This is a genomic window from Erwinia sp. S38 (assembly GCF_016624545.1).
Classification (GTDB): Bacteria; Pseudomonadota; Gammaproteobacteria; order Enterobacterales; family Enterobacteriaceae; genus Erwinia; species Erwinia coffeiphila.
This window is the reverse complement of the sequence record NZ_JACVTS010000001.1, coordinates 115,601-134,809: the sequence shown is the minus strand read 5'-3', so window position 1 is coordinate 134,809 and position 19,209 is coordinate 115,601. Positions and strand designations below refer to the sequence as shown.

Sequence of the window (19,209 nt, the reverse complement as noted above, 5' to 3'; positions counted from 1 at the left end):
CCTGGTTATTCACTCAACATACGAAACTTCTGGCCCGCGCCAATCGCCGACGGCGCAGCGCCGGAGACGTGGACGGTTCCGGGAAACTCGGCTTCAGCCGCGCCGTCAAAACGCACGGTGATATGCCCGAGGTCGCGCAGGTTTTCCCGCGCGACTTCACCGACTGCGGTCACCGGCCAGTGCTGCTCGCCGATAGCCAGCACCGACCCGGCGCCAAACGTGCCGCCGTTGTTAATATCGGTGCGGTGGATAAAGCAGTACTCGGCGACATCCTCCGGCGCGCCTTCGCCGAAGGTGATAATAAAGTTGTCTTCCAGCGCCGACATGGCCTCTGCGCCGACGGCGACAAACGTGGATTCATAAACGGTTTTCATACGCTCTCCCCTGTTACTGATAAATAAACCCGGACGCTGCCCAGGCAAGAAGGACCGCCGGTGCGCCGGTCAGGAAGCGGCCAACCAGCACCGAAGGTACTCCGACGCGAACCGTCTCCTGGCGCGCATCGGCCAGCGACAGGCCGACCGGAATAAAGTCACACGCGGCCTGCGAGTTAATGGCGAACAGCGCCGGTAACGCCAGATGCGGTGGGATATTGCCAAGGCCGATCTGCACGCCAACCAGCACCCCGATCACCTGCGCAATGACCGCGCCCGGGCCAAGGAACGGCGACAGCAGCGGGAAGGAGCAGATCAGCGCCAGCGTTACCAGCCCGACCGGGCTGTTGGCCAGCGGCGTGAGTCCGTGCGCGATCAAATCCCCCAGCCCGGAAGCCATAATGATGCCGATCAGCGCCGAGACGAACGCCATAAACGGCAGGATGGTTTTCAGCACGGTATCGATGGTTTCACGACCCGCCTGGAAGAACACCGCCACCACCGAGCCCATACCCATACCAACTTTCGCCAGCAGGCCGTCGCTCTGTTCGGTGATTTTTTTGCTGGTATCGTAGTCACGCGCGCCGGAAGCTGCCGGAGCTGAACCCGCCGCTGATGCAGAGGCAGCAGCCGATGCTGAAGCTGAAACCGGGGCAGTCGCTACTGAGGCTGTGGAACTCGTTGCTGCCGACGCGCTGCCGGACTCTAGCGTATCCGCCTGAACCGCCGCGCCCTCTGCCACGATGTTGATGTCGCCTGGGCGCACGCCGGAAACATAGATATCTTCGACGATATACTGCGCCAGCGGGCCGGATTTGCCGGTGGCATGAATGTTAACCGTGGGAATACGGCGCTTCGGATAGATACCGCAGCGCAGCGTGCCGCCGCAGTCGATCACCGCCACGCCGATCTCTTCCGCGGGTGGTTCACCTTCTTTAAAGCCGTCTACCGCTTCCCAGCCGGTGACTTCCCGCAGGCGGTCGACAATCGCCGGACGCGTTCCTGCGGTGATATAAACAATTTTTTTGCCTGGTGTAGCCGTCAGAGTCAGCGGGCCGCCCCAGCCGCTCTCGCCTTTTTTAATCTCAATCGTGTTAGCCATCGTTTACTCCGCGCTTATAAACGAACCTGACGGTCCAGTTGAATACGCATTTTTTTCTCAAAGATGGTGGTGGTCAGGTCGGTCACCCAGCCACGGAAGAAGTTCATGATCATGCCGACCAGCAGATAGCTGACCGCTAACGGACCCAGCGGCAGGTTCAGCGTGGTCAGCCCGTTGGCGATGCCGAGATAAACGAACAGTTCGCCGGGGTTGATATGCGGGAACAGGCCGTTCATTGAGTGGCAGCTGTAGGAGGCCGAGGCGTAATAGCTGGGTTTGTATTTTTCCGGCAGAAACTTGCCGAGGCTTAGCGTCATCGGATTACAGAAAACAAAGGTGCCGATCACCGGCAGGAACAGATAGCGGGATACCGGGTTCCCGGCACAGCGCTGCGCCAGCCGTTCGATGCGCTGCTGGCCGACAAATACAATCAGCGCGTTCATAACGACCAGCAGGCTGATCAGCAGCGGCAGGATGCCGGTCACCATGCCGACAAACACTTCCCCGCCTTTCTGGAAAAGGCCGATAAACCACTCGGCCCCGTGGGTGATGCTTTCAATCATTTTTAACCCCTCGCGTAGAGAACAGATAAAACGTTCTTATTCACAGCGCTAAGAAGGTAGATCGAAAATCATTTAAAAAAAGCAATCTATGTCACAAAACGATTATAAAATCTTTCATTGTGAAAGAAACAATGAAAGATAAAATCTTTCATTTGTGATGAGAAGTGGATGAAAAGCCGTTTATTGGGGAGTTTTTGGCATGGGCGGGAGTTAGCGCTGGCTGGCAGTGCCTACGGTCGGACTGCTACAAAGTCGGGTGTTAGCGCTGGCTGGCAGTACCCCCGTTCGGGCGGTCCTCGCGCCGCGTTGCGGTCCCTTCACTTCATTCGTCAGCCTGTCGGACCGCCACAGACGGGCCGTCCTGGCCCGGCTGTGACTTTCGTCCGCGTCCATGCGGCCGAATCCTGGCTTCCTCTCTACGTTCAGCGCTGTGGATTGCCCGCTCGGGGGCACTGCCAGCCTGCTCTCTGACTTTTGTGTTGCCTGAAAAGTCAAAAGCGAGGGATGCACACCAACCCCGATCTTTACAGCACCGACTTATCTTCAAACTAAAAGCGATGAAACAATTGAAGGGGACAGCCTCTGCTGCTGCGTAAGGGCATCCGCAGCGCTGAGGTGAAGCCATTGCGCCAGGAGACGACAGCAGGGACGCTGGCGTCAGGCCGGGCTTGAACAGGGATGTTCAATCCTGGCCGGTCCGGTCGGCGCAATGGCGGAACCGAGGGGACCGCAACGCGGCGCGAGGACCGCCCTGAAGCAGCAGCAGAGGCTGGACCCAAAACACCTTTTTCATAGCAACTTTTTACTCAACATATCCCAACTTTTAGCTTGTTAAGTTATCTAGACGTTGAGCTTTACCCATACAACATCATGATTTACCGAATAAAATTAGGCGTTCTAATATTTAAGAAGCGATGAAAATATCAAAAAGGGGACAGCAACTTCTACAGCGCCCGCCGCCGACAGCGAATTAAACGCAAAAATGAATTTAATATCGGCGAATCATCCTCTTTACGATAAAGACAGCTCAGCTCGATATCCTGCAACTGCAAAGAATGCAGCGGCCGATACACCACGCCGGGTAATTTCAGATTGGCAGCGGACTCGGTAGTAATACAGACGCCAAAACGACTGGCCACCAGCGCAATCGCCATCATCACGTCGTCCACCTCCTGCTCCACGTTGAGCTGCACCCCCTCGTGGTGGAACGCATCGGCAATCACCTGCATCAGACCGTGGACCGGCGCTTTCGGATAGAGGATCAGAGGCAGATTCTCCAGATCCGCCAGCGTGATAGCCGATTTCGCCACCAGCGGATGATCGTCATACAGCGCCACGATATAGGATTCGTGCCGCACCCACTCAACGGCGATATCCGGCTCCTGCGGCACCAGCCGGTTAAAACCAATACTGATGCGCTTCTCGCGCAGAGCGATCAGCTGCTGCGCCTTGCCCATCGAGTGAATGCGGATCTTCACTTCCGGTCGCTCGCGGTGAAACTCGCCCAGCAGATGCGGGATGACGTTAAACATCCCCGAGCTGAACACCCCAACGTCCAGCCTGCCGATAAAACCCTGCCCCGCCAGGCGCACGTGTTCACGTGCATCCTGGGTCAGCGACAGAATCGACCGCGCTTTTTCCAGCAGCAGATGACCCGCCGTGGTCAGCGTCGCGCCTTTGCTGGTGCGGACAAACAGCGTGGTATCAAGGGAGGATTCCAGCGCCTGAATGCTGCGTGTCAGCGGCGGCTGGGTGATGTGCAAACGTTCGGCCGCCCGGCCAAAATGCTGCTCTTCCGCCAGCGCAATAAAGTACCGTAGCTGCTTAACATCCATTCTCGTCCCTCAATACCTTTTTCGAATTGTTTTGACCGGATTTCGGCACCGCCGGTATCACATAATCCTGCTGACTCTACCCGAATTTCTGCGGGTGAAACGCGCTGAACCCTTTTAGTGCTAAATACGTCACACATTCTTATCGGTGATTTTATTCCCGGCGGAATTTCTGCGAGTCACCTCATAAAACGCTATTTCCCTGCACATTATCCGATGCCATTACGGTATCGAATCGCTCCCTATAGGTATTGGACGGTATAGCTCCGGGCGTTCACTCTGCAAATACAGGATACACGCCGTCATCAGCGTGTGACGCTATTCTCAACAGGAGTCCATCATGCCCGTAATTCATATTTCTCTGGTCGAAGGCCGCGACAGCGAACGCGTTAAAGCCTGCGTAAAAGCCGTTGCCCATACCGTTTCTGAAATGCTGGACGCGCCGCTGGAAAGCATCCGCGTTTACGCCACTTCCGTTCCGGCGGAGCACTGGTGCGTGGGCGGGGAAACCAAGGATGAGATCGCCGCGAAGAAAAAAGAGGCCGGCGTATGACCCCGGCAGAGATCCAGCAAGCGGCGGATACGCTCTGGCAGGCGGCGCAGCACGGCCGCCCCGTCGCCCCGCTGCGCGACAGCTGGCCGGCAATGAACATTGAAAACGCCTACGCCATTCAGCAGCGCAATATCACCCGTCAGCTGGCGAACGGTGCCCGCCGCGTCGGCTGCAAGATCGGTCTGACCTCGACGGCCGTTCAGCGTCAGCTTGGGGTGGATCAGCCCGATTTCGGCGTGCTGCTGGATACCATGGCCTTTGGCGACAGCGAACCGATTCCGGTCAGCGCGCTGGCGCAGCCCAAGATTGAGGCCGAAATCGCCTTCGTGCTGCGGGACGATCTCGCCATGCCGCTGCCGACCCTGGCAGATGCGATCCGCGCCATCGACTACGCCCTGCCCGCGCTGGAAATCGTCGGCAGCCGCATTGCCGACTGGAATATCCGCATTACCGATACCGTGGCGGATAACGCCTCATCCGGCGCGTTCGTGCTCGGCACCACGCCGCGCAGCCTGTCCGACTTCGATCCGCGCCTGTGCGGCATGGTGATGACCCGCCGTGGCGAACCGGTTTCCACCGGTGCGGGCGCTGCCTGCCTGGGCCATCCGCTGAATGCGGTGCTGTGGCTGGCGCGCACCATGGTACGAATGGGCACGCCGCTGCGCGCGGGTGAACTGATCCTCTCCGGCGCGCTGGGGCCAATGGTCAGCGTGGCACCGGGGGATGTGATTGAAGCGCGGATTAACGGCCTGGGCCAGGTCCGGGCGGTATTTCAGGCGGAAAGCGCTGAGGAGAAGCAGCAATGAACAGTGAAGCACTGGCGATCCGCCTCGACGACGCGGCGCGTAATGCGGTGGAAACCCCGCAGTTTGACAGTGAAGGTACGCTCAGTCTGGAACAGGCCTACGCCATCCAGCGCCTGTCGATCCAGCGCCGCCTGACACGCGGTGAACAGCGGATCGGGGTGAAGATGGGCTTTACCAGCCGCGCCAAAATGGTCCAGATGGGGCTGTCCGACGTGATCTGGGGCCGCCTGACCGACGCGATGCTGATTGAAGAAGGCGGCAGCGTTGAGGCAAGTCGCTTCGTGCATCCGCGCTGCGAACCGGAAATCGCCTTTATTCTGAAACGCGAGCTGAGCGGCATCGTGACCGGCCCGCAGGCGCTGGCCGCCGTCGAAGCCATCGCCCCGGCGCTGGAGATCATCGACTCCCGCTATCAGAACTTCCGCTTCACCCTGCCGGAGGTAATTGCCGATAACGCCTCGTCCAGCGGACTGGTGATTGGCCCATGGAACCGGCCGGATATCGATTTCAGCAATCTGGGCCTGACGCTGAACATTAACGGCCAGGTCGCCCATACCGGCTCTACCGCCGCGCTGCTCGGCCATCCGCTGCGTTCGCTGGTAGCGGCGGCGCGGCTGGCGGAACAGGCCGGTGAACCCTTACAGCCGGGCTGGATTGTGCTGGCCGGTGGGGCGACGGCGGCGGAGTGGGTCCACCCCGGTGATTACATTTCGGTTGAGATGCAAACGCTCGGCAGCGCCGGTTTTCATCTCGCGGGCATCTCACAACAGAGAGTAAGCAAATGACGGATAAAGTAAAAGTCGCCATCATCGGCCCCGGCAATATCGGTACCGATCTGATGATCAAGGTGCAGCGCAACGCGCAATATCTGGAGATGGGCGCGATGGTCGGCGTCGATCCCAAGTCGCAGGGGCTGGCCCGCGCGGCAAAATGGGGCATCCCGGTGACCGCAGAGGGGATTGAAGGGCTGCTGAAGATGGCGGTGTTCCCGGAGATTGATATCGTCTTCGACGCCACGTCCGCCGGTGCCCACCCGCATCATAATGCCGAACTGCAAAAGCACGGTATCCAGGTGGTGGACTTAACCCCAGCGGCCATCGGTCCCTACGTGGTTCCGGCGATCAATCTGGAGCAGGTCGAAGCCAGCAATATCAATATGGTCACCTGCGGCGGCCAGGCGACCATTCCGCTGGTGGCGGCGGTTTCGCAGGTCACTACCGTGCACTATGCGGAGATCGTGGCCTCTATCGCCAGCCTCTCCGCAGGTCCGGGTACTCGCGCCAATATCGACGAGTTTACCGAAACCACCCGTCATGCCATTGAGCAGGTCGGCGGTGCCAAACGCGGTAAGGCGATCATCATTCTTAACCCGGCGGAGCCGCCGCTGATGATGCGCGACACCATCTATCTGCTGACCGAACCGGCAGACCAGGATCTGCTGCGCCAGCGGATTGCGGAGATGGTTGAGCGCGTGCAGCAGTACGTGCCCGGCTACCGCCTCAAGCAGCAGGTGCAGTTCGATGAAATGAACGAGCAGCAGCTGGCGCTGACGCCGGCCAAAGGGTTAACACGCGGGCTGAAAATCACCCTGCTGATCGAGGTGGAAGGCGCGGCGCACTACCTGCCCGCCTACGCCGGTAACCTCGACATTATGACCTCCGCCGCGATGGCCAGCGCCGATGTGCTTGCCCGCCGCCGTATCGCCTCCGGCATTGCCCGTGGAATTAAGGAGCAGCAGTCATGACCGAGCTGAAGCAGATTTATCTTTCCGATGTCACCCTGCGCGACGGCAGCCACGCGGTGCGCCATCAGTATTCGCTGGATCAGGTGCGATCGATCGCCCGGGCGCTGGATCGTGCCGGTGTCGACAGTATTGAAGTGGCCCACGGCGACGGGCTGGAGGGGTCCAGTTTTAACTACGGTTTCGGCGCGCACAGCGATGTGGCGTGGATCGCGGCGGCGGCAGAAAGCGTGGAACGCGCGCGGATCGCGACGCTGCTGATCCCCGGGATCGGCACCCTGCACGATCTGCGCAATGCCCGCGATGCCGGGGCCAGCGTGGTGCGCGTGGCCACCCACTGCACGGAAGCGGATGTTTCCGGCCAGCATCTGAGCTGGGCGCGCGAAAACGGCATGGATGCGGTCGGTTTCCTGATGATGAGCCATATGACCACGCCGCAGGAGCTGGCGAAACAGGCGCTGCTGATGGAGAGCTACGGCGCGGGCTGCATCTACGTGGTGGATTCCGGCGGCGCGATGAATATGAGCGATATCCGCGATCGTTTCCGCGCGCTGAAAGACGTGCTAAATCCGGCCACTCAGACCGGTATGCACGCCCATCACAACCTCGGGCTGAGCGTGGCGAACTCGATTGTGGCGCTGGAAGAAGGCTGCGATCGGGTAGATGCCAGCCTGTCGGGCATGGGTGCCGGGGCCGGGAATACGCCGATGGAGGTGTTCGTGGCGGCGATTGATAAGCTTGGCTGGCAGCACGGTGCCGATCTGTATGCGCTGATGGATGCCGCTGACGATCTGGTCCGGCCGCTGCAGGACCGCCCGGTGCGCGTCGATCGTGAAACCCTGGCGCTGGGCTACGCCGGGGTATATTCCAGCTTCCTGCGCCATGCAGAAGCGGCGGCGCAAAAATATCAGCTGAAAACGGTCGATATTTTGGTCGAGCTGGGCCGCCGCCGTATGGTGGGTGGCCAGGAGGATATGATTGTGGATGCCGCGCTGGATCTCAGTCAGAAGGCCTGATTTCTGCTGTCCCTGGCCGCCGCTGCGGGCGGCCATCATCATCAACCGCATAACAAAATAATAAGAGGTGTTTAATGAATACTCTGACCCTACAGGTGCTGTTAACCATATGTACGCTGGGCTATAGCGTGATCCCTTCCATTTTCGACTCGAACGAAACCCATATGACCAACCCGAAGTGGGTGCCGCACGCGCGTTTTCACGTGGTCTGGCAGGTGTGCAGTTATATCGGCTTCGCGCTGGTGGCGCTGTGGGCGATCTGGGGCGCGGATTTTGAGGGCCATCTGTGGCTGGCGGCGGCGATGTCGGCTTCGGCCTACGGTGGTTTCTTTACCGCGGTGTTTGCCCGCCGGGGCTACGGCGGTGGTACTTATGATTCGAACGGCGTGCTGCCGTGGCGCCCGCCGGTGCTGGGCCGCTGGTTTGAGTTTGAGGTGAATATTACCCTGTTCAGTTCCACGGTGATTATTCTGGCAATGGCGGTGATTGGGCTGCTGATCCCGCAGGATACGGTGGCGACGCCGTTCACTACGCTGTTGTGGAGCGTGATGTATGTGCTGTTTGCGCTGCTGATGTTTACCGTGGTGATTTTTGTCGGTGCGTTTGTGGTGGGGCGTCGGCATCAGTTGAAGCCGTCGAAGGGGTAGTTTGCTGGTTGCCTGTGCCACGCTGGCTGGCAGTGCCCCCGCTCGGGCGGTCCTCGCGCCGCGTTGCGGTCCCTTCTCTTCGTTCGTCAGCCGGTCGGACCGCCACAGACGCGCGTCCTGCGCGGCTGTGACTTTCGGCCGCGTCCATGCGGCCGAATCCTGGCTTCCTCTCTCCGTTCAGCGCTGCGGATTGCCCGAGCGGGGGCACTGCCAGCCTGCTCTCTGACTTCTGCGTTGCCTGAAAAATAAAAGGATTTAACGGCGAGATTCTTCCTGAAGATTTGAATCCAGATTGGTTTGACGGCGAACTTATTCCTCAAAATCTGAATGAGCAGATGGAAGAGGGGTAAAATTTATGACAAATATTGTACCCCACCCCGCGATTTGCTAATGTACATTTTGTAAGCGCTTGCGACCTCTACTCCCGGAAGGTCGGCATTAAAGAAGACGGTGACTGGCGGACGCTTTCATCCGTGCAGCCACACCATTAAGCAAGAGGAATCACCATGACAACCATTTCACAGAAGACTGCAAGAGAGATGCTTGGCACTCCACAGAACTTCAGAGGCGGTGTGTATGTGACTAAAAACGGTGCAGCCGAGCTGTTTATCCAGACTGCGGAAGAACGTGAAGCGGAACTGGCTGAGCGCCATCAGCAGCAGCAGGTCAACGCCATGCTGAAGCTCGTGAGCTTATCCCAGCATGATTTTGAGAACGGCCGCCACGAATCAGCCCGTGAGCTATTAGCGCGGAGGAGATCCGAGCGGCGCAGATAATGTAAGGACCAGAGAATGACGGTAGTACGGATCACACAAGTCGCAGAACAAACTCTGTCAGTCATTGAGTCATATAAATCGGTAACCATGCCAGGCGACGATGCTCGCGATTTTGCGACGGATTTACTTGAACAAGCTATCGACGACATTGAAGCGAATCCCCTTCAGTATCCTTTTGAACAAAACGCACTGGCTAACGGCGTAAGGTCGCGCCGTTGGTTAGATCACTCTGGGAAATACATCTGTCTTTTCCGTTACAATCAACATACTGACGAGGCGATACTCGATATTTTCGCCAGCACGCGGCAGGACTATTTATCCCTTCTTTACATCGTCCAGATCTCCAGACCGTAACACGACGTGAATCCGAAAGCCCCCGGTGGATAGCTGAGAGGGTCGCTCCTCCCGCCGCTTCGCTGTTGCCTCACTTCATCCGTCAGCCTGTCGGACCGCCACAGACGGGGGCACAGCCAGCCCGCTCTCTGACTTTCTTATTGCCTGAAAGCCCAAAAAAGCGATGAAACAATTGAAGGGGACAGCCTCTGCTACTGCGTAAGGGCATCCGCAGCGGGGCGTGAGGACCTCCCTGGAACCCAGCCCCCACTTCACAAGCGTCTTATTATTTAAACTCCCGAGCCCCTCTCTTCATCGGCCAGAACGCAAAATACTGCGCGAACAGCACCATCGCCGGGAACGTCACCGACAGCATGCCGGAAGCCATCCACAGTTCCAGCGCGTAGCCCGGCGCGCCCATAGCGAGGCCGAACGTCAGCCTGCCCAGATAGCCGTAGCCCCAAAACGCCAACTGGCCTGACGCTACCGCAATGGCGATCAGCACTAAACCGCGCAGCGGCTGCGGCAGGCTCAGCGACGGAACGCCCTGCATGATCACCAGCAGAATAAAAATCCCGAAGATGGTACAGACGCAAATCCTCACCATAAACATCACGATATCCATCTGCAGCACGTTGATGAACAGCAGCCACAGCAGCGCCGTACAGACCGCCACGCCCAGGCTGACCACCAGCGCCCACAGCGGCTGCCTGCCGGTAATCGGGAGCCGCTGCGCCAGCGCAGAGGCGGGCCAGAAGTCCAGCAGAATGCCCATCAGCATAAAGGTTAACGCGGCCAGCGCGGCGGTCAGCGGATACCACGCCAGCAGCAGGCCATGTGGATCGAGCACGCTTTGGTAGAACGGTGCGCCGCTGGCGAAGCCAAAATCAAACAGCGTGCGAAACAGCAGGTACGTTAGCGCATAGGCCAGCAGCAGCGTGGCAATCCCCAGTAACCCTTTATTTTTAAATAACAACGAGCACGGCCAGCCCTGCCACACCGCCACCAGCCAGAAGGTCACCGGCACCGACAGGATCAGGAACATATTGGCAAAAGGGTTCGGGCTACCGCCGCCGGGCACCCACAGCGCGAACGCCGCTACCGGAATACCGATAATCACGGAGATCGCCAGCTGCATCAGCCCGCGCCACGGTTGGGAAAGCCGGGTGATAATCTGCGGCCGCGCGTTATTCCACAAAGCACCGTAAACAATCTGCGTCGGCACTATCGCCACCAGCAGCAGTGAAAGCCAGCCGGAGAGCAATGCCGGTGATATCCCGGTGACGATAAACAAAGCAACGGCAATGACCAGCACGGCGGCGATAGCGCCGGAGTGCAAAGAGGGGTTAGCGGATGGCATATTTTATCCTTTACGGGTAGCGGGAAATGGCGAGCCTTTCCGACAATCGGGCAGGCGCGCACCGCTAAAAGAGTACGAATACCCCGCTCGGAGCGTCCAATACCTTCGCCGCAGCGTTTAATAGCCATCGCGTATCGCAACGGCCTGAAACTGTGATCGTTAACACGATAGGTTTTTTATTAAAAATTGACGCTGAATATTCGTCTGAGAAACCACTTCACGCCGCTAAAAGCTATTCATCCATATATAGCTGTTTTAGCGCTTCCGAATTCATAATTAATATTTTTCCGTATTTAGCATCAATCCATCCCAGCTTCTGCCAGTCCACCAGCCGCTTATTAATCGTCTGCCGTGTGGTATTGATAATCGTGGCCATATCGTCCTGCGTCAGATACAGGCCGATCAAAATCCCCCGTTCGTGCGGTTCTCCGTAAGCCTCGGCCAGACTGATCAGTCGTTTTGCCAGCCTGGCCGATACCGACAGCAGCGTGGTGTCATTCAGCATGGTGAAAGCGTTTCTGACCACCCGGCACAGCAGCAGCGCGAGGAATTTATAAAAAATTGGATAGAGGTTAAGCAGCGTTTGCACATCACGGGAGGAGAGCACCAGCAGCAGGGTATTGTTGATCACGCGGGCATCGTGAGTTCTGGCGGATTTATCCAGCATGCCGATTTCGCCAAACCAGCTACCGGGCGCAAGGTAGCGAAAGACGCACTCTTTGCCATCGGCACCAAGGGAGCTGACTTTTACCGCACCGGAGAGTACCGCATAGAGCCCGCGTGAGGTGTCACCCTGGTAGTGGATAACATCGCCATCTTCGTAGTTACGGATGCTGGACAGCTCCACGATTTTGGCAATCAGGTAGTCCGGCAGTTCGTTAAACCAGCTGCTGGTGGAGAGGATCGCCAGCAATTCCTGTTCTGACAGGGTGATGACATCGCCTTCGGGCTGGAGCAGGTACTGGCCGTTGTCGGATAATTTCACGTTGTTTACCTTTGCTGCCGGGTGGGGATCGGGATGGGGATTTATAGCATTTATTTGATGTCTGCTGGATTTGGCGATCGCGCTGACGGGGTTTGCCCCCGGCTGGGCTGGTCCTCGCGCCGCTTCGCGGTCCCTTCACGTCGCGCGTCAGCCTTGCGGACCGCCGCAGACGTGCGTCCTGCACGGCTGCGCCTTTCGCCAGCGTCCCTGCTGGCGAATCCGGGCTTCCTTACTCCGTTCAGCGCTGCGGATGCTCCAGTCGGGGGCAAACCCCGTCCGCTTCTGAGCTGTTGCGTTGTCTGATTGAAGATTGGGTTGCGGCAATACAGCCAGCTTCGTCTCTTTCAGTTTAGCGCGGTGGATACTCCAACCGGGGCAAACCCCGTCCGCTTCTGAGCTGTTGCGTTGCCTGTTTGAAGATTGGGTTGCGGCAATACAGCCAGCTTCGTCTCTTTCAGTTTAGCGCTGCGGATGACCCGGTCGTGGAAGGAGCCACCACCTTTTTATCCATTCCCATACGGCGCAGCAGCAGGATCATCACGCCACCGACAAAGGTCACCAGCGCGAGGAAATACAGCCCCGCCCGCGCTGAATGGAACGTCTGCTCGGCCCATACCCGGATGTTCGGCGCAACAAAACCCCCCAGGTTGCCCATCGAGTTAATCAGCGCAATACCGGAAGCCGCCGCCGTGCCGCCTAAATAGGAAGACGGGAAGGTCCAGTACAGCGGCTGCATCGCCAGGTGACCCGCTGCGGCTACGCAGAGTGCGGTAATAGCGATAACCGGTACGCTGTCGGCAAAACCGGAGATGGCAATGCCCGCTGCGCCCAGCATAAAGGTCACCGCCGCCACGATCCGCCGCTCGCCCAGCTTCTCGGAAATCCGCGGTACGTAATAGACGGCTATTGCTGCACACAGAGGCGGAATGGCGGTGACAAACCCTACCAGCAGGCCGACTTTGGTGCCCATCAGCGTGGCGATCTGCGTCGGCAGGAAGAAGTAAATACCGTAGCCGCAGACCTGCACGGTAAACCAGATCAGGCACAGATACAGCACCTTGATGTCCAGCAGTGCCGCCAGTGCGCCTTTTGGTCCGTGGGCAATTTTTTGTTCGTCTTCCGCCGCCAGCTTATCCGAAAGCGCTTTTTTCTCGCTGGCATTCAGCCATTTGGCGTTTTCCGGGCGATCGTCCAGGTAAAAAATCACCCACACCCCGACGATGGATGCCAGCAGCCCCTCAACGAGGAACATCATCTGCCAGCCGTGCAGACCAAAGGCAAACGGCGTGCCGTCCAGCGTCAGCAGACCGCCCGACAGCGGGCCGCCGATAATGAACGCCAGCGGCGCGCCGAACAGGAAATAACCGGTCACCCTGGCACGGATATGCAGCGGGAACCAGAACGTCAGATACAGAATCACCCCCGGGAAGAAACCGGCCTCGCTCACGCCGAGTAAAAAACGCAGGAAGATAAAAACGTTCTCGGTATGGGCGAACATCATTGAGGCGGAAACCAGGCCCCAGGTAATCATAATCCTGCCGAGCCATATTCTGGCTCCCACTTTATACAGCAAAATATTGCTGGGCACTTCAAATAGCGCGTAGCCGATAAAGAATATTCCCGCGCCAAACGCATAGGCGGCATCGCTCAGCCCGGTGTCATATTGAAACTGCTGTTTAGCAAAACCAATATTCGCCCGGTCCAGGTAGGCCAAAATAAACATAAGCGTCACCATCGGGATAATTCTTTTTATCGCTTTGCTGATGGCGACGGACAAATGATCGGGAGACGTTTTATCCATGACATTCCTCTGCTGATGTTATTTTAATTATCAATACAGTAATGAAATAAAGGGTACAGCCCTGAAATATTAAATCGGATTATCTGACGCTAAAGCGATCTAAAGCCTCCGGACGTAACGTGGTGCCCGCCCCCGGTTCGGTTGGCGTTTGATACACACCGTCCTTCACGACCACCGGATGAACGAAGCAGTCCAGCGTCCACGGAATATACTCCAGCAGCGAACAGGCCGGGTGCGCCATCACCAGATGGAGCTGGGCCTGCATCATATCGCCGTGATGCGGGGTGACCGGCAGGTTAAATGCCATTCCCAGGTCAGCAATTTCCCACACCGCCGTCAGGCCGCCGCAGCGTGTGGCATCCGGTTGCAGGTAGTCGACCGCACCGGCCAGCACAAACTCTTTAAACGAATCAAACTGATACAGCAGTTCACCAAGCGCAATCGGCGTAGTCATATGTTTTGCCAGCTCTTTGTGACTGGAGACATCATCATGCCACATCGGCTCTTCGAACCAGGTAATGTCATAGTCGGCCAGGCGCGGACCGTACTGCTTCGCCGTGCTGATATCCCATTTCGCATTGGCATCCACCATCAGCTGAGCACCGTCGCCAATCGCGTTTCTGACGGCTTCGATACGGCGTATATCCTCTTTCGGATCGGGCTTGCCGATCTTCATTTTGATGGCGTTAAAGCCCTCTTCGAAGATCATTTTCTTACAGTCGTCCACCAGCTCGGCGGTGTCGCGTACCAGCCATCCGCAGTCGGTGTTATAGGCCGACACTTTTGCCTGCTTCGATCCGCCAAACAGCTGCCACAGCGGCTGTCCGGCGTGTTTAGCCTTCAGATCCCACAGCGCGATATCAATCGCCGAAAGGGCCATTTGCATCAGTCCGCCGCGCCCCACCCAGATATGAGTTGAGCTACGCGATAACTTACGGTGAAGGTGGCGTACTTCGGTGGGGTCTTCACCAATCAGCATTGGACCAAAGACGTCAGTAATAATGGTGGTGATCAGCCGGTCGGTGGTGATATCCGCATGGGTTCCGGTATGGCCGTAGCCCACCAGACCGCATTCGGTTTCAATCATCACCCCCGGCATTCCCCAGTGGGTAATGCTGTGAGTGGAGTCGCCAATGATATTTTTCGTCACAGGCACATGCATGATAAAAGGCGTGAGTTTCTTAATTTTCAGTGTGTTGGACATCGATTTCTACCTGACAATGTTAATGTGGGTATACTCTAGCAATGGCCAGGATCGATGACTGTCAAACGGCATACACATCCGCAGCGGCGGATAGATTTTGTTGGAAAGTTTGAGCTGGATCTGATTTTTCAGAAAATACTTCCCAGCGAAATAAAAATAAAAACTTCGCTTAAAAATATAAAGAACGAAAAAAAATACATCATAAACTATCGACAAAACAATATCTAAAATCCTGATCGGGTTACCAAACCAAATAACAACTACATATAATAAAATCCATTAACTCACGGTCCCCTCGATAAAAAACAGCAATAAAACATAAAAGAAGCACCCAAAGCCAACGTATATTCACCTGGCGAAAATATTTTTTACTTATTACAACGGCAACTAATAAAAATACGCCTTTATTAATTACCAAAACAAATAACATTCAGCCAACGACCAGGGAGTTCATGTGTACGATATTATCGTTATGGGAAGTATTAATTTGGATGTGATTGTTAATTGCCTTCAATTTCCTGCAAGCGGAGATAATACCTTCTGCGAATCCATACGTTTAACCGCAGGCGGTAAAGGGAATAACCAGGCGGTTAGCGCCGCCCGCTATGGCAAAAAAGTCTGCTTTCTCGGCTGCATCGGTGATGATGCTCCCGGCAGGCAGCTGCGGCAAAACCTGCAGGATCGCCACATCGATGACCGCTGGCTGCTGGTAAAAGAAGGCGTAGGGACAGGTTCCTGCGTAGGGCTTGTGGAGCCGGATGGCGAAAATACACTGCTGGTCAATCTCGGCGCTAATTTTGCTTTCGGCGCAGAAGAGATCAGCCAGCGCCTGGATTCGGTAAGTGGCAAAATCCTGCTGATTCAGATGGAAACCAGCAAAGAGTCGGTGCTGGCCGCCATGCGTACAGCACGAGCGAAAGGGATGCTGATTATTCTCGATCCCGCTCCGGTGCAGGGCATTAGCCCGGATTGTTTCCCCTATGCCGACATCATCGTGCCGAACAGCAGTGAAGCCAGACATATCAGCGGCGTAGAGGTAAAGGATGAGCAGTCGGCGCTGGCGGCGGCAAAGATTATTTATGGCATGGGGGTGAAAAACGTCATTGTGAAAATGGGCGGCAGCGGGTGCCTTCTTTATCGCGATGAAAAATCGACTTTTTTCCCTGCTCTGGACGTTCAAGCGGTCGACACCGTTGGTGCCGGAGACTGCTTTGCCGGTGCGCTGGCTAACTATCTGATCGATCACCCCGATGACCTTGAAGCGGCGATTCGCTTTGCCCAGATAGTCGCCGGGATCAAGGTTTCCCGCCGGGGCGGCCATGATGCGATTCCCTCGCTCGATGAGGTAAACGCCGTGATGCATAAAAGGATACGCACTGAGGAATGTTGAACCGGTGTTGTACCAGGGCATCAGTCCTGACATCTCCCGAGCGCTGATAACGCGTTCATTCCATGGAAAAGGAAGCACCGACCTATGTTTTCAGCAATGAATAGCGGGTTTACCGCTTTTATCTCGCTTGGGGCACCAGCGATGATGTTCTTTATCATCACGCTGCTGTCCTTACTGTTTCGCGTCAAAATATCTAAAGCGCTGGAAGGCGGCATTCTAATAGCGCTGGCGCTGACCGGGATGGGCGCAGTGATTACGTTATTAACCGGCGCGTTTGGCCCGGCATTAACAAAGTTTGTAGAGTCTACGGGCGTGACGTTGTCGATTACCGATCTGGGATGGGCACCGCTGGCGGTGATTACCTGGGGATCGGTTTATACGCTCTATTTTGCCGCCGTCTGTATTATCCTCAACGTGATATTGCTGACGCTGAATAAAGTCAGAACGCTGAATGTGGATTTGTTTAATATCTGGAATCTGTCGGTGATTGGCCTGCTGACGCTGTATTACTCAGACAGCAATTTGATATTAACCACCTGCGTCGTCGGTGTGGTTTATATTCTGATGCTGTTCAACTCCGATGTGATGCAGCCGCAGATCAAAGCGCTGCTGAAATATGACCGCAGCAGCATTACCACCACCGCGCATCCTTCCCTGCTGATTTGTCCGCCGGTGCTGGTGATTAACGAACTGATTTCAAAGCTGATTCCGTCTATTGATAAGTACGATTTTGACGCAGAAAAGCTTAATCAAAAAATCGGCTTCTGGGGATCGAAATTCGCCATCGGCGTTTATCTGGGGTTCTTCGTTGGGCTGCTCGGCAGGCTGCCAATGAGCGAACTGTTTTCGCTGGCCTTCACCGCCGGGGTATCACTGGAGCTGTTCGGTGCCGTCGGCAACTGGTTCGGACCGGCGATTAAGCCGCTGTCCGACGGCATCGCCAGCATGATGGAAAAGCGCATGAAGGGCCGTCAGATCTATGTGGCCATCGACTGGCCAATCCTCGCTTCCCGCGCGGAGCTGTGGGCAGTGGCCAATATCCTTGCCCCCATTCTGCTGGTTGCGGCCATTCTGCTGCCGGGCAACAGGGTGCTGCCGCTGGGCGGTATTCTGCTGACCGTTCTGGCACCTGCCCTGCTGGTGATCACACAGGGGAAAGTGATCCGCATGACGCTGATCGGCACGCTGCTGATCCCGCTTTTCCTCTGGGCCGCCACGCTGATTGCCGAATTCGTTACCCAGACCTCCATCGCTATGCACAGTTTTCCGAAGGGGATGTCACAGGATCAGCTGTTCTCATCCGTCGATTCCGATCCGCTGGAAAAAATGCTGTCGATGCTGATCGCCAAAGCCAGCGTCACACTGAATCCGCAGATGCTGGTGCTGGCGGTGGTCGCCACCCTCGCCTACCTGGGCATGTTTATCTGGTATTTTAAGCGGATGAAGACAATCAACGCCGCGCGGTTTAGCGCTACGCCCGGTGCTGATGGCCCGCAGAACTGAAGATCCCGATCGGCGGCAATCTGACAGCCATGGATGCCTTGTGAATAACTGACCGCGAGTAAATGGCAGGAAGCATGGCGGGATAAGGCAGCGCATCACAGCCAGCGGGAGTCCTGCTCTGTGCCCGAAACGCCAGATTCGGGCACAAATCAAACCGTGCAGGCGACATTCCTGCCGACTTCGGTCAGCCGGTTCCGGCCGGGTTAAAAATTATAATCCAGCATCAGCTTATATTCGGTGGTAATCGCATCGCCGTGGGTGACCCAGTTTCCGCTCTGCGCAATATCCGATCCGGTTACTTCCCCCGACACGGTAAAGCGTGAAGTGATCGGATAGTTGGCCGTCAGTTTGATGAAGTGATAGCGCCTGTCCTGGAAGACCTCGCTGTTGTCCTGCAGGGCGTTGTCCTTCTTAAAGTGGCCGTAGCCACCGCTAAAGGTGGTGGAGAGCCTGCCCCAGTTGTGCCAGACGCCTGCCGAGGTGGTCCAGTCCTTGCTGTCGATATTGCCCCACTGTGCCCGTTCGAGGATGCCGGAGGAGAACGCCTGGCGGAACCAGACGCCGGTGGTGTTGTTGATAATGTACTGCACGCCCGGCTCAATCTGGAACGAACGCACATCGCGGTCGTTTTGCGAGGCACCGCTGCGGCGATGGTCGATCTGCTGATACAGGTAGCCAAAGAACGACAGGCGATCGGTAGCACGCAGATCGGCAAAGAACTTGGCGCGCGCCTGCCAGCGATCGTCCTGCGAGGCGCTGCCGCCCATCACATCCCAGCCGAAGCGCAGGCGCTGGTAAAAATACTCATGGCCGACAATCACCTGCGTCCACTGATCCTGGCTGAGGTAAGTCTGGTTATCCCATGCGCCGTTATAGTGGGTGGTGCGGCCGTCGGAAAAGGCCAGATACCAGCCCGGCAGCGCATCGTGGCGCATCACGCCCTGCACAAAGGTGGCAGATTCGCTGCCGTTATGGAAGCTGCTGTGCCGCCAGTTGTTATCCTCAATGGCATACTTCACTTTCAGCTGGCCGTGAATTTTACCCCCGGCAGGATTGGAAGAGCGTGCCGAAGTCCACATCACTTCCTCATCCAGATAGGACCAGGGATCGACCGCAATGACGTTTCCCGCCCGGTCTTTTGCCATGCTCATACTGGCATGGGTGACGCCGGGTAATATCAGTGCAATGAAAACCGCCAGGGCATGATAATTTTTCATAATTAG

Annotated in this window: 19 protein-coding genes; 10 read left to right on the top strand and 9 right to left on the bottom strand. The window is 56.8% G+C overall.

The genetic code is table 11. The features are described from left to right. Window positions 1-5: 5 nt before the first annotated feature. The 4 genes from IBT46_RS00590 to IBT46_RS00575 all read right to left on the bottom strand — a co-directional run bounded on the left by IBT46_RS00590 (window position 6) and on the right by IBT46_RS00575 (window position 3,874). On the bottom strand, window positions 6-374 hold the full coding sequence (locus IBT46_RS00590; protein WP_105592238.1) for a PTS glucitol/sorbitol transporter subunit IIA: 369 nt from the start codon (window positions 372-374) through the stop codon (window positions 6-8). Window positions 375-387: 13 nt separating this feature from the next. Further along, the gene (locus tag IBT46_RS00585; RefSeq protein ID WP_200543097.1) at window positions 388-1,476 is read right to left on the bottom strand and encodes a PTS glucitol/sorbitol transporter subunit IIB; all 1,089 of its coding nucleotides are present in this window, start codon (window positions 1,474-1,476) and stop codon (window positions 388-390) included. Between the two features lie 14 nt (window positions 1,477-1,490). Next, window positions 1,491-2,039, bottom strand: coding sequence for a PTS glucitol/sorbitol transporter subunit IIC (locus IBT46_RS00580; RefSeq protein WP_105592240.1), 549 nt, complete (start codon window positions 2,037-2,039; stop codon window positions 1,491-1,493). Window positions 2,040-2,983: 944 nt separating this feature from the next. Then, window positions 2,984-3,874 (bottom strand): LysR family transcriptional regulator, encoded by an 891-nt coding sequence (locus tag IBT46_RS00575; protein ID WP_200543096.1) that lies wholly within the window; start codon window positions 3,872-3,874, stop codon window positions 2,984-2,986. A gap of 337 nt (window positions 3,875-4,211) precedes the next feature. On the opposite strand from IBT46_RS00575, the gene IBT46_RS00570 reads away from it, so the two are divergent. The 8 genes from IBT46_RS00570 (at window position 4,212) to IBT46_RS00535 (ending at window position 9,764) form a co-directional block, all read left to right on the top strand. Beyond that, window positions 4,212-4,424: a tautomerase family protein gene (locus tag IBT46_RS00570; protein ID WP_200543095.1), complete on the top strand. Its 213-nt coding sequence runs from the start codon at window positions 4,212-4,214 to the stop codon at window positions 4,422-4,424. Next, window positions 4,421-5,230, top strand: coding sequence for a 2-keto-4-pentenoate hydratase (locus IBT46_RS00565; protein ID WP_200543094.1), 810 nt, complete (start codon window positions 4,421-4,423; stop codon window positions 5,228-5,230). Before IBT46_RS00570 ends, IBT46_RS00565 begins: the two co-directional genes overlap by 4 nt. Continuing rightward, window positions 5,227-6,015, top strand: coding sequence for a 2-keto-4-pentenoate hydratase (locus IBT46_RS00560; protein ID WP_200543093.1), 789 nt, complete (start codon window positions 5,227-5,229; stop codon window positions 6,013-6,015). Before IBT46_RS00565 ends, IBT46_RS00560 begins: the two co-directional genes overlap by 4 nt. Further along, a complete protein-coding gene (locus IBT46_RS00555) occupies window positions 6,012-6,974 on the top strand; it encodes an acetaldehyde dehydrogenase (acetylating) (protein WP_200543092.1) in 963 nt (320 codons plus the stop codon). The genes IBT46_RS00560 and IBT46_RS00555 overlap by 4 nt, the downstream gene beginning before the upstream one ends. Further along, the gene (gene dmpG / locus IBT46_RS00550; protein WP_200543091.1) at window positions 6,971-7,987 is read left to right on the top strand and encodes a 4-hydroxy-2-oxovalerate aldolase; all 1,017 of its coding nucleotides are present in this window, start codon (window positions 6,971-6,973) and stop codon (window positions 7,985-7,987) included. Before IBT46_RS00555 ends, dmpG begins: the two co-directional genes overlap by 4 nt. Before the next feature lie 74 nt (window positions 7,988-8,061). Further along, window positions 8,062-8,634 (top strand): DUF6640 family protein, encoded by a 573-nt coding sequence (locus tag IBT46_RS00545; protein ID WP_200543090.1) that lies wholly within the window; start codon window positions 8,062-8,064, stop codon window positions 8,632-8,634. A 506-nt stretch (window positions 8,635-9,140) separates the two neighbouring features. Then, on the top strand, window positions 9,141-9,410 hold the full coding sequence (locus tag IBT46_RS00540; protein ID WP_200543089.1) for a hypothetical protein: 270 nt from the start codon (window positions 9,141-9,143) through the stop codon (window positions 9,408-9,410). 15 nt (window positions 9,411-9,425) lie between these two features. Further along, window positions 9,426-9,764 carry a hypothetical protein gene (locus tag IBT46_RS00535; protein ID WP_200543088.1) on the top strand — a complete coding sequence of 113 codons (339 nt, stop codon included), beginning with the start codon at window positions 9,426-9,428 and terminating at the stop codon, window positions 9,762-9,764. 265 nt (window positions 9,765-10,029) lie between these two features. Here the strand turns inward: IBT46_RS00535 and IBT46_RS00530 are convergent, their stop codons facing one another. From IBT46_RS00530 to IBT46_RS00515, 4 genes are all read right to left on the bottom strand, one after another. Continuing rightward, entirely contained in the window at window positions 10,030-11,103 is a 1,074-nt protein-coding gene (locus IBT46_RS00530; RefSeq protein ID WP_200543087.1) for a hypothetical protein, read from the bottom strand. 232 nt (window positions 11,104-11,335) lie between these two features. After that, window positions 11,336-12,088: a Crp/Fnr family transcriptional regulator gene (locus tag IBT46_RS00525; protein ID WP_338049329.1), complete on the bottom strand. Its 753-nt coding sequence runs from the start codon at window positions 12,086-12,088 to the stop codon at window positions 11,336-11,338. A gap of 454 nt (window positions 12,089-12,542) precedes the next feature. Beyond that, on the bottom strand, window positions 12,543-13,889 hold the full coding sequence (locus IBT46_RS00520) for an MFS transporter (protein WP_200543086.1): 1,347 nt from the start codon (window positions 13,887-13,889) through the stop codon (window positions 12,543-12,545). Window positions 13,890-13,968: 79 nt separating this feature from the next. Then, the gene (locus IBT46_RS00515; RefSeq protein ID WP_370569356.1) at window positions 13,969-15,039 is read right to left on the bottom strand and encodes a mandelate racemase/muconate lactonizing enzyme family protein; all 1,071 of its coding nucleotides are present in this window, start codon (window positions 15,037-15,039) and stop codon (window positions 13,969-13,971) included. Window positions 15,040-15,547: 508 nt separating this feature from the next. Between IBT46_RS00515 and IBT46_RS00510 the strand changes: the two genes are divergently transcribed. Further along, window positions 15,548-16,483, top strand: a complete 936-nt coding sequence (locus IBT46_RS00510) for a ribokinase (protein ID WP_200543085.1) — start codon at window positions 15,548-15,550, stop codon at window positions 16,481-16,483. 84 nt (window positions 16,484-16,567) lie between these two features. Then, window positions 16,568-17,986 (top strand): PTS transporter subunit IIC, encoded by a 1,419-nt coding sequence (locus IBT46_RS00505; protein WP_200543084.1) that lies wholly within the window; start codon window positions 16,568-16,570, stop codon window positions 17,984-17,986. Between the two features lie 203 nt (window positions 17,987-18,189). On the opposite strand, the gene IBT46_RS00500 is transcribed toward IBT46_RS00505, so the two are convergent. Then, the gene (locus tag IBT46_RS00500) at window positions 18,190-19,203 is read right to left on the bottom strand and encodes an OmpG porin family protein (RefSeq protein WP_200543083.1); all 1,014 of its coding nucleotides are present in this window, start codon (window positions 19,201-19,203) and stop codon (window positions 18,190-18,192) included. Between the last annotated feature and the right edge of the window lie 6 nt (window positions 19,204-19,209).

Bases quoted from the DNA above. Each gene is read 5' to 3' on its own strand.
- IBT46_RS00590 (WP_105592238.1), bottom strand. From the start codon at position 374: ATGAAAACCGTTTATGAATCCACGTTTGTCGCCGTCGGCGCAGAGGCC.
- IBT46_RS00585 (WP_200543097.1), bottom strand. From the start codon at position 1,476: ATGGCTAACACGATTGAGATTAAAAAAGGCGAGAGCGGCTGGGGCGGC.
- IBT46_RS00580 (WP_105592240.1), bottom strand. From the start codon at position 2,039: ATGATTGAAAGCATCACCCACGGGGCCGAGTGGTTTATCGGCCTTTTC.
- IBT46_RS00575 (WP_200543096.1), bottom strand. From the start codon at position 3,874: ATGGATGTTAAGCAGCTACGGTACTTTATTGCGCTGGCGGAAGAGCAG.
- IBT46_RS00570 (WP_200543095.1), top strand. From the start codon at position 4,212: ATGCCCGTAATTCATATTTCTCTGGTCGAAGGCCGCGACAGCGAACGC.
- IBT46_RS00565 (WP_200543094.1), top strand. From the start codon at position 4,421: ATGACCCCGGCAGAGATCCAGCAAGCGGCGGATACGCTCTGGCAGGCG.
- IBT46_RS00560 (WP_200543093.1), top strand. From the start codon at position 5,227: ATGAACAGTGAAGCACTGGCGATCCGCCTCGACGACGCGGCGCGTAAT.
- IBT46_RS00555 (WP_200543092.1), top strand. From the start codon at position 6,012: ATGACGGATAAAGTAAAAGTCGCCATCATCGGCCCCGGCAATATCGGT.
- dmpG (WP_200543091.1), top strand. From the start codon at position 6,971: ATGACCGAGCTGAAGCAGATTTATCTTTCCGATGTCACCCTGCGCGAC.
- IBT46_RS00545 (WP_200543090.1), top strand. From the start codon at position 8,062: ATGAATACTCTGACCCTACAGGTGCTGTTAACCATATGTACGCTGGGC.
- IBT46_RS00540 (WP_200543089.1), top strand. From the start codon at position 9,141: ATGACAACCATTTCACAGAAGACTGCAAGAGAGATGCTTGGCACTCCA.
- IBT46_RS00535 (WP_200543088.1), top strand. From the start codon at position 9,426: ATGACGGTAGTACGGATCACACAAGTCGCAGAACAAACTCTGTCAGTC.
- IBT46_RS00530 (WP_200543087.1), bottom strand. From the start codon at position 11,103: ATGCCATCCGCTAACCCCTCTTTGCACTCCGGCGCTATCGCCGCCGTG.
- IBT46_RS00520 (WP_200543086.1), bottom strand. From the start codon at position 13,889: ATGGATAAAACGTCTCCCGATCATTTGTCCGTCGCCATCAGCAAAGCG.
- IBT46_RS00505 (WP_200543084.1), top strand. From the start codon at position 16,568: ATGTTTTCAGCAATGAATAGCGGGTTTACCGCTTTTATCTCGCTTGGG.
- IBT46_RS00500 (WP_200543083.1), bottom strand. From the start codon at position 19,203: ATGAAAAATTATCATGCCCTGGCGGTTTTCATTGCACTGATATTACCC.